The following is a 17,703-nucleotide window of genomic DNA, read 5'->3' on the forward strand; positions in this document are numbered from 1 at the left end:
TTGTTTTGGCATTGTAGAGATTCGCTCCTTAACATGATAGGTTTATTCTACAAGCCCTTATTTTTTCTGTCCAACTTAGTGTATCTGATCCACTTTTCCAGCAGATGTGACCCAAGGTGCTCCTGCCATAGCACCTTGAATACTTCCAACTTCATTTTCAAAATACCAATTATTTCGCAAAAATGAGTAGGGGATACCTGTTTTCAATATAACTTCTTCTCTAGCGTAGTGTGGTATGGCTAAGAAAAAGTCACTTTCACTTGCTTTGCTTACACTGGTATAGACGATAAATTTAACTTGAGCACGTTGAGCCCCCTCTATAGCATTGGTATGTTGTCTCATGATTGTTTCGTGATCACCAAAGGTAGAAATAATGAGGAGGCGATCAATTCCTGCAAATGCAGATTTTAATGTCTCGGGCTTATCAAAATCCCCGTATCGAACCTCAATTCCACGAGATTGGAACCATTCTGCCTTTTCTGCATTTCGAATACTAACCACTATATTGTTTGCTGGTACAGTTTCTATTAAGGATTCCACAACTTTAGATCCTAAATTTCCCGTTGCACCTGTAACTAGAATTTTCATGGATTTTCCTCCGTGTAATTTGTCTTGTTAATTATCATTCGTGTTGCTTGGGTATATAATATAATCATAGTCAGCATAATAGAAGTAGGCACAATTTAATGACTTAGTCACAAAAATAATACCGTTATGAAATGAGAGGGGAAATTACGATAGCTCGTTTTAATTTCCAAGGAGAACCGCCTCCTGAAGATCAAGAAGTATTGTGTCATTTGACACTTACACAAAACGTAATCGCCGGAAGATGGAAAATTATTATTTTATGGCACCTAAGCCAGCGAACAAGAAGATTTAGCGAGCTTCAAAAGTTGTTAACGGGAATATCAAAAGGAATATTAACAAGACAATTGAGAGAACTGGAGGAGGATGGTATGGTACACCGCGAAGTGTATAAAGAGGTTCCTCCTAAAGTAGAGTACTCGCTAACAGAGCAGGGAATAAGATTTATTACGGTACTGGATACTATGAAAGAGTGGGGAAAAGAATTTATGAAGAAAAAAATAGAGGAACACAACTATTTCTCACAAAATGATTAGTTGTAGTGTGATGTAAAGCCCTGTTAAGTATCCACTAAGTAATGCTACTTATTACTGTTAGTTTATTTTCATGAGTCGTAGCGGAGTGGATCAAGCAAGAGTTTCACGTCACTATGAGTGTGCGCGGAATCAGCGCGATGCTCAAACGGATGAACTTCAGCTTCACCAAAGCAACCTATACGCTGGCCAATGCCGAGGAGGCGCGGGCTTATTTTCGCAAGCATACCTTCGCACAACTCAAGAAGCAGGTGCCAAGTTGTTTGGAGCGATCCACTACGAAACCGGACAGGTGCATCACCGTGAAGAAGAAAAGGCTGATGTGGAGGCCTTTATTCGCTTCCTGCAAGATCTTCTGTCGGCGTACCCTATCGGGAAGATGGCTATGATTCTGGACAACAGCCGGATTCATCATGCCACGGGGTTGCAGCCTTTTTTAAAGGAGCATCCACGTTTGCAACTCGTCTTTCTGCCGCCTTACAGTCCAAACCTGAATCCGGTCGAAGGATTATGGTTGTGGCTCAAATCCGATGTGGTCAACAACGTCTTTTTTGAGAAGTTTTATAAGTTTAAGCTTCACGTCAGCCAGTTTATGAAGCGAATCAATAAGCAACCGATGGAAACGATTGATCGCCTGTTGATTAGGTTTTAATCTTAATTGCGGTTTATATAGCTGCACTTTTTTACAACATAGCCCTTTACCAACTCAATACTCCTCGACCGCTACCGGGGAAAACTTGTTTTCCCTTATTAGGTTTCGACAATCCAACGATACTACGTGTTCACGGAAATTCCAAGTTCTCAGGTGACTTGAGCAACCGATTTACCTTCATCACAGCTTTCAGGGATACCCTCGCTTTGTAATGATACATTCCACTTCATGCACGCTAATCGCTGTTACGGCCATTCCCCTTGAAGAACCGTATCCAAAAATTTTTTCCGACTACTATAATATCTCCGGTTTTAACTTCAGACGAAAATTCAGGAAGAAGTGTTTCCAGACGGTGTGAATCCATTTCTTTTTTATCTAAGTTTTGGTCAGTAACTTATGTAAAAAGGCCATCAATTAGCCTGATGACCTAATTTAAATCATTTTTAATAATGTATTTCAATATAACTGTTGTGCCCTACGCCTACAAATAACGTTTGCTGGGCAGTTTTGTATGCCAAGCCGTCAGCCACATTTCAATTGTGATGTCAACCTTCTCTCCAAGCTGGTAAGATTGAGCTCATGCTGGATTCTTCATTGAGGGCTTCCATTATACTAAATGATGTTTTTTCTTTAGAATAGTTCGCATCACAAGTGCCGTTTTTACAACACCGACACCTAACAATAAAATAAGAATAAAGTAAATGACATGTCCCAGACCAGGTAAGAACAGTTTAATAACAGGCCAAGGAACCAGCAATTTGGGGAGTGTCATTAATAACAGAAATGGAATCAGCACATGGAAGAAAAGGATACTTACAATGTGAAGCAAACGCCCTAAAGTCGTTCGGGAACGGGTTTTCCAATTAAACAAACCGAATACAGACTGAGCAAGAATGGCGAGAATTGTAAGACATACCCAATTTACAAGCAAAAAAATAGTTCTCTCTAAGTCTGACATCCCAATTTGAGGTGTTTCTCCTCCATTCAATATGGCGTTGATGCCGGTCATGATCTTGTCATACGATTGTAAGTCCAAATAATCCAGTGAATTGACAAGCAGGATGACTCCATAGTTTTCATTAATTATCATTTTTGAGTACGTATTTTCGGTAGCGCCATTATGAGAAATACCATTCTTATCCACGACCCAGCCCATAGCATAATAGCTTCCTCCACCCATATAAGCAACGGGTTTGTGTAAAGTTCTAATGCCTTTTACCGACAAAACGGGGGGATTCCCATTCTGCCCTTCATTCATCTGTGCCGTCAAATAATGTGCCATATCTTCGGCACTAGAGATTAAATACCCTGAGGCTACAGTACCTTCATGATTAAGCTGCTTTGTCGGGAGCATAAAACCAAATACAGGCTGATACCCGGTTGCCAGTCCGTCTTTTTGGGCTTCGTCAGGCGAAGTATAGCTATGTTTCATATGGAGCGGCTTGAAAATGTGTTGTTGTACATATTCCGTATACGATTGACCGGAAGCAGCCTGAATGACACCGCTCAAAATGTTATAGTTCAAATTCGAGTATTGAAATACAGAACCCACCGGCGCGGTCAACTGGACATGCTTTAGACTCCGGATATGCTGCTCGATGGATTCATCGCCCGTTGTTAATGTACTCTCCCCTGCATAAGTAGACAATCCACTGGTTTGATTTAGCAGTTCCCGGATTGTAATCTTTCTGGAAGCTTCTAGATCTGCTACGCGAAACCATGGCAAATAATATTGAACTGGGTCATCAAGTCGAATTTTACCCTTTTCTACTAGCTGTATTACAGCCATGGCTGTAATGGATTTGCTCGTTGAACCGAGGACGAAAGGTGTCTGCGGCGTCACCGGAGAGCTATCCGGCCCTGATACCCCATATCCTTCCATATAAACAATGCGACCCTCTTTGACGATTGCGAGTGAAGCCCCTGGAATATTTAATTCATTCATCGCCGAATTCACAAATTGATCAATCTGAGCGGTATCCACACTGTCCTCTGCAGGTTGAGCATGTACCGAAAGCGGAATAAGCAAGCAGACAATCGTAAATGGAATTATAATTACAGCTTTCCACAAGTGTAAAAGCACCAAAGTTTTCATGGTAACGTCCTTACTGTTTAATTTTATGATCATGCTACTGCAATGTAGCTCCTTGCATCATACTTTTCATGTAATCGTGGCAGGTAAGCAGAAAATAGATGGTTTGCATAATAAGGTATACACCAATAACAACAAAGGAATAACTCCAATTGGAGTATGTCAAAATGTTTTCTAAAGCTTTCATAGCGAACAGAGCATGAAAAATACCCACAATACAAGGGACAAAAAAGATAATCGCTAATTGTGTCACCACGATTTTACGAATTTCCTGCTCTGTCATTCCGATACGCAACAATGCTCTGAATTGAGCCTGATCTTCCTGAAGTTCTGTGAAAAGCTTGAAGTAAATCATACTTCCTGAGGCGATAAAAAACAGTAGACTGATAAACATACCGATAAACATAGTCAGTGAAGCGATTTCCTTTAAATATTCATATTGAACGGATTTGACCAGAATGTAGAAAGCACCGGAAGCCGTTAAAATGACTGCACTGAGAATTGACACCATAAACAGCATCCGTGCATTGTCTTTGATCTTGTAACCAAGCTGTGCAACAATGACCATATTCGTTCGATGATAATAAATCTGATGGCGTTTTCGAATAAAGCTAAGCAGCAAAACACTAAACTGGGAAAAAAATAAATACGTTCCTAATGTGACAGGAATCAAAATTAGCAGTGTCATCAAGATGAATGCTTGAGCATCCAACAAATAAAAATTGGATCCGTTGAACGTCATAGCGATACCATATCCAGTTGCCAGGCAAACAATTGAGAGCGCCACCAGCCACGGAGAATAGATCAGTTCGCCCGTAGAGCGGCGTGAGGCTTTGAATAAATCAACAATCTCGGTTCTTCCTATTCTGAACACTGTGCTCAAAGATGTTATAGTGAATAAAATTAGAAATCCCCCAACTGTGAACCACACCGCCTCCAAAGGTACAGCGAACTTAATCGGCTCCTTCATATCGAGCAACGCAGCGAGAGCCATAAAAAATAGTTTGCTGAACAGCATACCAAGTACGATTCCGCACCCGATGGCCAAAACGGAAATCATCATATTTTCATAAATGACCATTTTGCGAAGTTGCATACGTGTCATTCCGAACAGCGAATAAAGACCAAACTCCTGCTTTCTTGTTTTCAGATAGGCTGAGTTGGCATACAACACAAACAGGAAGGAAAAACCAACGATAATATACTCACAAAAAATCATGCCCTGCCTTACCTTATCTGCTGCAATAATATGACCGTTGACGACGTCGGGATGAGCAAGAAATGAAGCGTAAATGTAAAAAATCATAACAGAAAATACACTGCTCATAAAAAATGCACTGTAAGAGCGCCAGTTTCCCCGAATGCCACTAAATGCGAGCGAACGGAACGTCATCAAAATTCCCTCCCAAGACGCTGAGCGCATCCAAAATTTGTTGAAAGAAAGCCTGACGGTTCGCACCGCGGCGTATTTCGGAAAACAGCCTTCCGTCTTTAATAAAGACAATTCGCTGGCAATAGCTTGCAGAAAAAGGATCATGTGTAACCATAAGTACTGTAGCGTGCAATCGCTCGTTCATATCTTTGAGAGCATCCATGACGTCTTTGGCTGCTTTAGAATCCAGATTACCTGTCAATTCATCAGCCAACACCAGTGAGGGCTCATGAATGAAGGCCCGTGCAATGGCTGCTCTTTGCTTTTGACCACCAGACACTTCATGTGTACGTTTGGACAAAATACTGTCGATTTGCAGCCATTCCGCGAGTGGCTTGAGACGCTGTTCAATAAGTTGCGTAGAAGTGCCGTCCAGCACCAAGGGCAAAATAATATTTTCCTTTAAAGACAAAGTATCCAAAAGGTTAAAATCCTGAAAGACAAAACCGAGCTTGCGGCGACGGAATAAAGCCAATTTCCGGTCACTCAGTCGATTCGGATTAATACCTCCAATTTCAATTTGTCCTGACGTAGGACTGTCTATCGTAGCCAGTAGATTGAGCAGAGTTGTCTTTCCGCTGCCTGAGGGTCCCATAACGCCGACGAATTCTCCGGATTCAATATGCAAATTAATATCTTCCAGTGCTTTATAAGCTATATTTCCTTTAGAACTATAGGTTTTCCCAAGCCCTTCAGCACGTAGTACACTCATTCAGTTATCCTCCCGCTTTAAAAAAATATTAAATGTCATTTGTAGCTTTAGTATAGCTGTACACTCACGTGTGGCCCCATCGATTTCTCTTACAATTTGCATAAAGCTACCTTACATTATTGTCACTTTGCTCAGTAATCTAATTGTGAATCATATGAATTCCACTGTTCTCAAAAGTGATCGTGAACGTTGTCCCTTTGCCTAACACAGACGTAACTGACAAACCATGTCCAAGCCGGGTACATACCTCTTTAGCCAAATACAAACCCATGCCCGTTGACTCACCCGCCATCCGTCCGTTCTCGCCGGTGAAAAAAGCGTCAAAAATTCTGGGAAGATCGTAGTCTGCTATACCAATCCCTTCATCTGTGACCCTAAGGATTCCTCCCCCCATTCCATTATCTTTAAGCCAAAACTTGAGCGTCTTGTTCCCTGATTTACTTTTACTGTACTTAATCGCGTTGCTGACAAACTGGTTTAGCACGAAAGTCATCCACTTCTCATCCGTCTCAATCCACATTTCACCATCAATACTGGGAAAAATGGAATTCCTTATACAAAGACGCTTGTGTGCGTTTATCACCGAGCGGATTAACTCGTGGAGAGCCGTGGTACGAAGATGCAAATCGATTTCAAACTTGTTCAGGCGGGCTGTATACAGCATCATTTCCAGTCCGCTGGTCATACGCTCGGTTTCCTCTTGGACACTCAGCGAGAGCTGCTTCATGTCCACTGGTTTCGAGTATTTTTGCCGTATCATCTCTTGAGCTAGCAAGTCGATTACGGATAATGGTGTTTTCATCTGATGCACCCATTGCATGACAAAATGATTGTGCATCTCTTGCTGACGACGGTAATTGTGAAGCTCGTTCATATAAGCGTTGTATTGTTGTTCCAGCAGGAATGTAATCATCCGTTGTTCACTGGTAATCGAGGATTGAACGATGATTGTCGCCTGCAATTCATCAGAGCGTTCAAGAGCACCTCGCAGCTGCGCATAGTAACGACGTTGGCGTATGTAATCAAATATTAAGCAGCTGATCAGCAAAAATGAAGATAAAATAATAAAATAAGGAATTGAACCCATGTCATCACGCCCAGGCTGATGTGCCTTTTCCAGTAGCATAAAGCCTACTCCCAATGCAATAACAATCAAATACAGACCGATATATATGAAACGGTCCCGAATAAAATTAATTTTAGGCCCTTTCCTCATAATTCCTCCCGCATTTCAGCAGCTACATCCAGCTTGTACCCTTGTCCGCGAACCGTTTCAATGGCTTTGGGCAGGCCCAACTCCTCTAGCTTTTTCCGTAATCGTGTCACATTTACCGTCAAAGTGTTGTCGTCAACAAACTGTACATCATCCCATAACGCTTCAAGCAATTGCTCACGGGTAACAACCTGACCCGAATGTTGGAGAAAACATTCCGAAAGCAATTGTTCATTTTTGGTCAGTTGCATCCGTCTCTCCCCCCATACCAGCTCATTACGGCTGCTGTAAAGCTGAAGACCGTTCACATTCCAGTCAGGTTGCGGTGCCCCTTGCTGTGCAAGATGTACTTGGCCGCCAATCGCATATTCCCCATAGACCCGCCGAAATACACTTTTCACCTTTGCCATCAACAGGTCCAGGTGGATTGGCTTAGTAATATAATCGTCACCACCATGTTCGATGGCCATAACCTGATCCATTTCTCCAGCTCTCGCCGATATGAATATAATAGGAATACTGGAACGGGAACGAATTTGACGACACCAGTAATAACCATCGTAATAGGGCAGGTTAATATCCAGTAATACAAGATGTGGAGCAAAAGCCTCCAACTCCGGCAAGAGCTCCCGGAAATGCTCTGCACAAACAGACTCAAATCCATACTTTTCCATATTCTTCTGTAAAATACGACTGATTTTGTCGTCATCCTCTACGATAAAAATTCGGTACAAAGCTTTTCCTCCTTTTCAATGCTTTCTCTTTCGTACAAAAAGGCCGCCATAGGATGGCGGCTAAAATGAATGTTATACCCATTAAATCCCGTTATTTATCACTACACATATAATTTCTTTCTATTACTAGCAGACGAACAAAAATAATTTGCAAATGCTTCGAACAGTTCAAATTTATTTACTATACTTTGATTGCACATCAGGAAGGCTCCGGTCTTCTGGTCCGGAAGCAGCCACATCAACGCACTAAAGCCGGGAAAGTTGCCGCTCTTAACCAAAATACGTTCGCTTCCGTATTCTGGATGGATGTTCATCTCGAATCCGTTTCGTCCGTAAGGCTTGCCTGCTTCAATGTCCGGTTTTACGGACATTAAAGCTTGAGCCGACTCTCGGCTTAAGATACGACTACCACCATAAGCCCCCTCCCCCAGCATCGCAAGCATGAAACGGGCCATATCGTCCCCAGTGGACACCATACTTCCTGTGGCCGTGTCTATTGGGCTATACAGGTAAGCCGGAACAAGCTGCTGGTCAGGATGGTAACCTTTCGCTAATCTATTTGACCATTCTGCTGGCAATGTGAAACTACTGCTGTTCATCCCGAGCGGCTGAAGGATGTGGCTATGGGCATATTGCCCGCATGACATGCCTGTAATTTGTTCAATGATGTACCCCAGAATAATGTAAGCAAAGTTGCTATATTGATATTGTTCCCCAGGAATATGAACAACGGCAGGCATATACTTATGGATAAACTGCTTCAATGTCATAGTCAAAGGGACTTCACCCCTGATCAGGTCATCCATCCCCGAATCCGGATGATCCAAACCGGATTCATAATTCAGTAGATGCTTCAAAGTTAACGACTCGTTAAACGGTCCAGGAATGTCAATGTCCTCGATGAGAGAACGGACCTTTGCATTTATATCTAATTTCCCCTGCTCTGCCAATTGCCGGATAACAACCGATGTAAATATTTTATTGATGGAGCCGACCCTCATCAGCGTAGTAGCCGGATCTACCTTAGTAGAACGTGTCAGATCGGTATAACCGCACCCCTGATTCACAACAATTTTGTTATCTTGAACCAAAACCAAAACAGCTCCTGTCACACCATCCATCCAAGGAGAATGAAGCAATCTGTCAGCAAATTCGTTTGGTTTTTCCATATAGCCTGTATACTTTATATCCTCAGAAGAAGGTATACGAAGGTTATCACCTTGACGAACACAGTGCTTAATGATCGTTCGCAGATTGTCCTTCATAAGGTCTCCAAGCCGTTGAATGGATACATTCTGGAACTGTTTTGTGCTATAACTGATAGCCAGTGTGAGCTTGCCGGAGGTGATACTGCCGACAATATCCAGTACATAGCGTCTTTGTTGCATCTCACTTACATCATTTCCTTTGGAATATGGTGAAATACCAATCGCACTGTACTGCAGCTCCTGGTCAAACTGTCCAAGATAATTAAAACTGACTTCCGGCTGTATGGCGTCTTTGAACTCTTGCGTCCAATCGGATATATAGCGCAGTATTCCAAAGCCGATACCCTTATTCGGAATCTGGCGTAAATGATCCTTTGTTTTCAATATATGCTGTGAGATATCATCGTTCGCATCTGCCACGAGTCTGACCGGATATTGGCTCGTAAACCAGCCAACTGTGCGTGTGATATCAATTCCGGGAATGATTGCCTCCCTGCCATGACCTTCCAAATGTATTATCGTCTGATAAAGATTTTTCCATTGGTACAGTGCCTGGCTCCATGCAGCGAGCAGCAAATCTTGAATGTCTGTATCATATGCTTGATGAACCTGTGTAAGCAGTTGCCGCGTTTCTTCGTTCGACCACTCTATAGTGATGGTCACTGTGTCTTTGACAAGGGAAGTCTGCTCCGTGTAATCCTTAGGAATCGGCTGACTTCCCTGGGACGCAACCTCCTGCCAATACGCACGCTCGTGCTGCAACTGCGGCTGGTATGCATAAGCATGGAGCGCCTCCGCCCAGTTTTGGAAGGATGCAGTTTTGGGAGGGAAAGTTATGACTTGCCCGTTGACCGCTTGCTCATACCCTGATGTAATGTCCTCCAGTAAAATCCTCCAGGATACCATGTCCATAACAAGATGGTGGACTACAATCAGCAAATGGTCGCTAGGATTACAACGGAACAGAACCAGCTTAACTAATGGGCCAATGTCCAATTGAATGCTGCTTTGTACCCGGTTGGACGCTTCCTCAATAGCAGTAGCTGGATTGGTTAACTGGATACAATCCCTGACTTCCAGCGTATAGAGCTCTCCTTCATCGACTTGCCGAATATAAGGAATGTATTGTTCACCGCTCCGGCGGAATACGGTCCGCAGTCCATCATGATGTTCCGCTATACGCCGCATGACCCGATGAATGGCTTCCAGATCCAGACGATCAACCCCGGCAAAGAGCATGGATTGATTAAAATGATGAGGATTTACACTATCCGGGCTCTCCAGAAACCACCGCTGAATGGGGGTTAATCGAACCGTGCCGCTCACTGGACCTTGATCTACCTTATCATTCACTTGCTCCACATGTACGCTTAACTCTGCAATCGTCTGACTCGTATACCAATGTCTCATTTCCAGCTGGAATCCGGCCTGAGACAGTCTGGAAGATACCTGAATCGATTGAATCGAATCCCCTCCCAGATCAAAAAAATCATCATGGATACCTACCTGTGGCACTCCCAGAATCTGCTGCCAGATTTCAACCAACAAGCTCTCTATTTCCGTTCGTGGTGCTGCATATCCATTTCCAGGTGTTTTCACACTATTTTCAGGAGCAGGGAGTGCATTACGGTCAATTTTTCCATTCAAAGTCAGTGGCATGGCTGGAAGCTTAATGATAAAGGCCGGAATCATATACGCAGGCATGTCCTGTTTCAATATCGTTCTTACACGTTCCGGTGTCAGGGTAGAACTACCTGTGTAGTAAGCACACAGCTGCTTGGTCCCGCCTTCCTGTTCTCTGGCAATGACAATGGTTTCCTGAATCTGCTCAATACTTAAGAGTCGAGTTTCAATCTCTCCAAGCTCCACGCGGTGACCTCTTATTTTAACTTGATGATCTATTCTGCCCAGATATTCAATCGCACCGTCCGGGAGCCATTTTACCCAATCTCCGGTTCGATAGACTCTCTCTCCATGGGAGAAAGGATTGGGAATAAATTTTTCGGAAGTCAGTTCCGGCCGGTTGAGGTACCCGCGGGCAAGTCCGCTTCCACCCACCCATAATTCGCCTGGTACACCCGGTGGCTGAAGCTGTCCTGCTTCATTCACAATGTAAGTGCTCGTATGACTTACCGGATATCCAATAGGAATGATTGCTTTGTGTTCTGTGATATCATTGACGTGATAGGCGGTTGCAAAGACTGTACTTTCTGTCGGCCCATAGACATGGATAAGCCTGTCTGGTCCAAGGTAACTCAATGCTTTCCTAACATGATCTACAGACACACGCTCTCCCCCGAAAAGAATTTTACGGAGTGAAACTAAGCGGTCCGGATATGCATCAAACATAACGTTAAATAAAGCGGTTGTAACAAACATAACGCTGACATTATGCGCAGCCATATGTTTCGTCAGCTTATCCATATCCAGCAATGCTTCTTTTGAAATCAGCACCAAGCCAGCTCCATTAAGCAAAGCTGAATAAATGTCAAAGGTGGAGCCGTCAAATGCATAGTTGGACAACTGTAATATCCGATCTTCTGGTTCAATTGTAATATAATTACTCTCATACACCACTCGGATAATGTTACGATGAGTTGTCAATATTCCTTTGGGCTTGCCTGTTGTGCCTGAAGTATAAATGACGCAGGCCAGCGAGTCCGAATGGGCCAGCCGTGGTTTTGTTTGCCTGGATAATTTCTCCTTCTGATCATTTAGAGGGCAGGTTTCATCATTAAAAACGATGAACGTACCGCTAAAGAACGCGGCTACCTTTTCCTGCAAATGGCTTTGCAGCAGCAAAATATCGACGCCTGAGTCCTCTAACATATAACGGATTCGCTCCTGCGGATACGTCGGATCTACTGGCATGTAGGCTCCACCCGCCTTGAGAATTGCTATCATGCCGATGATCATGTCAGGGCTGCGATCAGCCATCAGACAGACGATTCGCTCAGGCTCGACTCCGTAAGCAATGAGCTTTTGGGCAAGTCTGTCTGCCTGTTCATTCAGCTCACGGTACGTTAACTGAACATCGCCATGCACTAGTGCAATATGATCAGGGTAACGCTCTGCTTGTTCCTCAAATAGCTGATGAATCGTTTTCTCGGTACATTCAGGCCCGGCTGCCTGATAGCACTGTTCCAGTGTCTGCCTTGTCTCCTCCACGGTCAAAAGCTGCAATTCTGCCAGCTTGCTATCCGGCTTGCCCACAATCTGTTGCAAGAGATGATGCACATGCTCACCTATGCGCTTCACATTTTCCGCAAGAAAGACACGCGCATTATAGTTGAAGCGGATGCTGATTTTCTCACCCGGAACTACAATGATATTAAAATTATAGTTCGTTTGCTCCTGAACTTCAGCGTGAAGAATGTCAAGACGACCCGCGCTTGGCAAGCCGCTGTCTTCAAGTTGTTGTTCTACAGGATAATTTTCAAAGATCATAATATGAGTAATAAGTTGTTTCTGCACCAGCTGGGATTGAATTTCATAAAGCGGATACGTATCAAAGGCTCCTGATGCCACAGCCTGCTGCTGATTGCGTTGCAGCAGCTGAGTGAAAACCTCTCCTTCCTCCCAGCGAATACGAACCGGAATCGTATTAATAAACAAGCCGATCATTCGTTCAATGCCGGGGATTTCAGCTGGTCTGCCCGAAACAACGCTACCAAATACAGTATCTCGGGCCCCATTATATTTGTGCAGCACAATCCCCCAGACCGTTTGCAGAAGTGTATTCAGGGTTACATGATTTTCTTTAGCCAGCTGTTTCAGACTGTTAGTCAGTGCTGTGCTCAATTCGATTGCGGTTTCGGCAAGCTCGTATTCTTGATGTATACTTGTATCTGCCCCTGGAAGTATGGCCTGTCCTTCATAATATTCCAAATATTGCTTCCAGTACAGGGAAGCCTTGGCACGATCTTGTCTTTCCAGCCAAGTAATATATTCACTGTAAGGAGCTGTTGGAGGCAATTCAAGTTGAGTATGATGAAGCTTGGCATAATATATTTCAAGCAATTCGTTAAACAAAATCGGTGCGCACCATCCGTCCATAAGTACATGGTGGAAGCTCCAGACAACGTGGTAAATGGTGTCATCTTTTTGAAATACGGAAATCCGCATGAGTGCATCGGATGCAAGATCCATACCGCGCTTTTTATCATTGGCTGCATACATTTCCGTCCACTGTTTGGCATCCTCGTTCGTCATATACCGAATATCTGCAACATGAAGGGCCGGTTCTTTCTCACGGTACACCACTTGCAGCGGGGTATCCCTCCAGCCAAAATAAAAGTTGGTCCTCAGGATGTCGTACCTGTCTATGATTTGACGAAGACTTTCCCTGAAAACACGCACATCTAGCTCACCCTGCATATCAAACGTAATTTGCTCAAAATATGAGCCCGAATCAGGAGCAGCCAAGCTGTGAAAAAGCATCCCCTTTTGCATAGCGGTCAACGGATATATATTTTCAATTGTACCTGTTTCTGCCGTATCTCGGGTCAGTTGCTCCAGCTCAGCCATTGTGATCCCGGTCAACATAATATCGCTTGGCGTAAGCTCAGGAGATGTCGCTTTCTGTGTGCAATGGGTAATAATGTCCAGCAAGCTGTCATGCATCAATTCAGCGAGCTGCTCCATTGTTTCTTTCCTGTAGTCTTTTCTACTGAACCCAATCCCCATCGACAATACTCCTCCTGTAATCATTCCATTGATGTCCAGGGTGTAAGGTCTTTCCTGAAGGGAGCTCATATCCGGTCCACTGGAATAAGGCGACAGTTGGATGCTGCTGTTCTCCATGTCTTGGTCAAACTGTCCAAGATAGTTGAAGCTGATATCGGGTCGGATTTCGCAAATGTCATGTGTATTCGAAGCAGCTAAATAACGGAGCAAGCCATAACCCATGCCCTTGTTCGTCATTTGCCGCAGCATTTCTTTGGTCTGTTTGATTTGTCTGGATAGTTCATCGCCTGCATCTATTTGAAGCACCACAGGGTATTGACTCGTAAACCACCCTACCGTGCGTGTAATATCCAGACCGGGAATCATCGACTCACGGCCATGCCCTTCCAAATGAACAGCAACCTTCCCCAATCCTTTCCACTTATTAATCGCTATCCCGAGTGCTGTCAGCAGCAAATCGTTTATTTCCGTCGAGTACGCTTTATGAGCGTATTTTAGCAATTGTCCGGTTTCGGTTGCAGTCCAACGCACAGCAACCGCCTCACTGTCCATCACTCTGGAAACTCCCCTATCCAAATCTGTTGGCAGCGGTAATACCGGAATTGTACTGATGTCCCTCCAGTAATTACGTTCTTTCTCTATTTCGGGACTGTTCGCATACTCTTGCAGTTGCTTTGACCATAGCTGGAAAGAGTCGGTTTTGAGTGGAAGCTGAATACGTTCTCCTTTCACGGCCTGCTCGTAAGCCTTCTGTAAATCTTCCAGCAAAATACGCCAAGAGACGCCATCCACGACTAGATGATGAATGGTGATTAGTAAATGATCGCCATCCATACAGCGGAACAATCCCGCTTTGACAAGAGGCCCCTTATTTAACTGAAAACTGGACTGAATCCGGCTGGACGCTCGCTCAACAGCCTCACCTGCATCGGTATGTTCACGAAAGTCAAATACGTCCAGACCGTAAAGCTCTCCATCTCCAACCGCACGGTTCCAGGCCTCATAGCCGGGGTCGGCTTCATGAAAAACAATCCGCAGTGCATCGTGGTGTATTACTAATTCTTTTAACGTTGCATGCAGTGCTTCTTCCTGAAAAGCATCTTTTCTATACAGCATAAAGGATTGATTGAAATGATGAGAGTCTTCGGTCTGGCGCTCCAGAAACCATCTCTGAATAGGTGTAGACATGACAGGTCCGCTGATTTCTCCTTGGTCTGCTGTCTGGCTAACCTTTTGGACATGTGGGCTTAACAATTCAATGGTTGTATATTTGAATAAATCCTTTACATCTACTTTGTAGCCAGCCTGGTATAACCGGGAGGATACTTGTATCGCTTTAATAGAATCACCGCCGAGATCCAAAAAATGATGCTGGATGCCGACGGGAGATACGCCAAGCACGGCTTGCCAAATCGTAACAAGCGTCTCCTCTACAGCGGTCCGAGGAGCCATATAGTCCTCGTTTCCACGCTGAATTTGTTCTTCGGGAGCAGGGAGCGCTTTACGATCCACTTTTCCGTTAGGTGTCAGAGGCATCTGCTCCAGCTTCACAATAAAAGCAGGAATCATATATTCCGGGATTTTCTCCGACAGGGCGCTCCGGATATCTGACGTACGGAATTCTCCACTGCCTGCAACATAAGCACACAAATGAGGAATACCTTCCCCATTTACGTGTGTAACTACCACGGCTTCCCGAATAAAGGGCATGCTTAATAGAGCTTCTTCGATCTCGCCTGGTTCGACCCGATAACCGCGGATTTTGACCTGGTCGTCTATTCGTCCAAGGTACTCAATGCTGCCGTCAGGTAGCCAGCGTGCCAAATCACCTGTTCTGTATATACGGCCGTCAGGAACAAAAGGGTCCTCCGTAAATCTCTCCGCTGTTTCCTTCGGTAAATGGAGGTAACCTCTTGAAAGACCCGGCCCTTTAATACACAGTTCGCCTGGAGCATAGACAGGTTGAAGCTGATTCTCCCTATTTAAAATATAAACTGTAGTATTGGCAATAGGTTTCCCGATGGAAATGACTTGGTCTGTAGCACCCATTCTCCGCATAGTAGTGATGACGCTATTTTCAGTTGGCCCGTACTCATTGCAAATCTCGATCTGCTCGTTAAGTCCAGTTAAATGACGGATAAGCGCTGGGGTGATATTTTCACCACCGACTACTACATTTTTTAATGAAGATACGTCCCGGACATCCATCATGTCCAAAATACGGTACAAAAATTGCGGAGTGCTCTGCAAATGAGTGATTTTCCAGCGTCCAACCGCCTCCTTAATTGCAAAAGCATCTGCACTCTGCTGTCCATCAAGCAAATAGATGGTAGACCCTGAAATAAGCGGACCGAACAGATGTGTAATAAAGGAGTCAAACACAAAGTTGCTCATCATCAAAACACGATGTTCTTCCGTGAATGCATACGACTGTGCTTTCCATTGCAGGGTATTGGTGATGCTATGGTGCTCAATCATCACTCCCTTAGGAGTGCCAGTTGTGCCTGAGGTATAAATTAAATAGGCCAAATGCGTATTACCTGTATCATCCAGATCAGCAGTATTTTCATCATATGCAGCTAATTCATCGAGATAAACAACTTCTCCGCTGTAGTCTGACGGGACGGAAACATGCTTTTGAATTAAAACCATGTCTGCTGCCGAATCAGTCAACATATACTTCACGCGCTGCTCCGGGTATGCAGGATCAATAGGAACATACGCGCCTCCTGCCTTCAGGATACCTAAAATACCTACAACCATCTCAATAGAACGGTCTGTAATCAGAGCGATGAATTGTTCTTTTCCAACTCCTCTGGACTTTAGAGTGCGCGCCAGACGGTTAGAGCGTTCATGTAACTCACGATATGTAATCTGTACACTTTCCATGACAATGGCTAGATGGTACGGTGTGCGCTCTGCTTGTTCTCGGAACAGTTGGTGTATCGTTTTTCCCTCAGGATATTCGATAGCAGTGTTATTAAATAATGCTAACCATTGTTCCGCTTCACTGGAGGACAACAATCCCGCACTGCCGTAGTGCAAATCCGGCTCAAATAAAATAAGAGACAGTATGTGCTCCAAATGCTGTACGAGCTGATTCATATACGCGGGATCGTACAAATCCGCGTTACAGGACAATGTTAATTGAATGCTATTCTCTACATGCTCAAACTGAAACCATGCATCAGAAGAAATCCGTTCGTCACATGACTCCACATGAAGATGGCGTAAGGAAACAACGGTATGAAAAACAGGAGTATGATCCGGTGTATATGTGAGGCTCAGATTTTTCACCATTTTTCGAAATGGAAGATTTTGATGCTCAAGCGCTTCTGTTACCGTCTTTTTAAGCCCGGAAAAAGCGGATCTAAACGTACTGGATCGGCTCAGCCTCGTTTTGACAGGAAGGCATTCGTTCATTGGAAGCTCTGTAGTAGCTTGTTGCTGTAAAGCCGGCATGCCTACAATGATCTGCTCTTCCCCGGTATATTTATATATCAGGCACTCCACGCCAGCCAGCAAAATTAAATAAATAGCCATAGGAGTACCCTTGGACATAGACAGGATACGCTCAGAAACTTGCGCGGATAACAAAAAAGACATGTGATGCAAACGGGGAATAGAGCCAGCGTCAGCTTCTTTTGAATTCAGACTGGAATATGGTAACATGTTCATCCGATCCTCGGGACTGAGCATTTGTTCCCAATACAGTTCATGTTCCTTGAAAATAGACAATTTATATACCTCCCATTGTGTGTACATGACATCAAGCTGCGAGCAGGTAGCACAAATCTTCAATTGGCACAGAATGAACGGAAAAAGCACGCAAAAGCGCACTCTTTCCGCTGTCATC

At 44.1% G+C, this 17,703-nt stretch carries 8 protein-coding genes and 1 pseudogene; 2 read left to right on the forward strand and 7 right to left on the reverse strand.

What is annotated here, in order from left to right:
- Nucleotides 1-96 precede the first annotated feature (96 nt).
- Nucleotides 97-588, reverse strand: a pseudogene (locus tag ABH897_RS26860) (NAD(P)H-binding protein); the annotation flags it as partial.
- A gap of 149 nt (nt 589-737) precedes the next feature.
- Between ABH897_RS26860 and ABH897_RS26865 the strand changes: the two are divergent.
- Entirely contained in the window at nt 738-1,121 is a 384-nt protein-coding gene (locus tag ABH897_RS26865; RefSeq protein ID WP_283656332.1) for a winged helix-turn-helix transcriptional regulator, read from the forward strand.
- Nucleotides 1,122-1,191: 70 nt separating this feature from the next.
- Complete coding sequence (locus ABH897_RS27580) at nt 1,192-1,770, forward strand: IS630 family transposase (protein WP_483874962.1); 579 nt, start codon at nt 1,192-1,194, stop codon at nt 1,768-1,770.
- Nucleotides 1,771-2,377: 607 nt separating this feature from the next.
- Here the strand turns inward: ABH897_RS27580 and ABH897_RS26880 are convergent.
- The 6 genes from ABH897_RS26880 to ABH897_RS26905 form a co-directional block, all read right to left on the reverse strand.
- Entirely contained in the window at nt 2,378-3,865 is a 1,488-nt protein-coding gene (locus ABH897_RS26880; RefSeq protein WP_283653420.1) for a serine hydrolase domain-containing protein, read from the reverse strand.
- A 34-nt stretch (nt 3,866-3,899) separates the two neighbouring features.
- Nucleotides 3,900-5,255, reverse strand: a complete 1,356-nt coding sequence (locus tag ABH897_RS26885; protein WP_283653421.1) for an FtsX-like permease family protein — start codon at nt 5,253-5,255, stop codon at nt 3,900-3,902.
- Nucleotides 5,230-6,006, reverse strand: coding sequence for an ABC transporter ATP-binding protein (locus tag ABH897_RS26890; RefSeq protein WP_137060489.1), 777 nt, complete (start codon nt 6,004-6,006; stop codon nt 5,230-5,232). The genes ABH897_RS26885 and ABH897_RS26890 overlap by 26 nt, the downstream gene beginning before the upstream one ends.
- 139 nt (nt 6,007-6,145) lie before the next feature.
- A complete protein-coding gene (locus ABH897_RS26895) occupies nt 6,146-7,222 on the reverse strand; it encodes a sensor histidine kinase (RefSeq protein WP_283653422.1) in 1,077 nt (358 codons plus the stop codon).
- Nucleotides 7,219-7,953: a response regulator transcription factor gene (locus ABH897_RS26900; protein ID WP_283653423.1), complete on the reverse strand. Its 735-nt coding sequence runs from the start codon at nt 7,951-7,953 to the stop codon at nt 7,219-7,221. Before ABH897_RS26900 ends, ABH897_RS26895 begins: the two co-directional genes overlap by 4 nt.
- A 101-nt stretch (nt 7,954-8,054) precedes the next feature.
- A complete protein-coding gene (locus tag ABH897_RS26905; RefSeq protein ID WP_404592935.1) occupies nt 8,055-17,702 on the reverse strand; it encodes an amino acid adenylation domain-containing protein in 9,648 nt (3,215 codons plus the stop codon).
- Between the last annotated feature and the right edge of the window lies 1 nt (nt 17,703).

The organism is Paenibacillus sp. RC73, assembly GCF_044908085.1.
In the GTDB taxonomy this organism is placed as follows: Bacteria; Bacillota; Bacilli; order Paenibacillales; family Paenibacillaceae; genus Paenibacillus; species Paenibacillus terrae_A.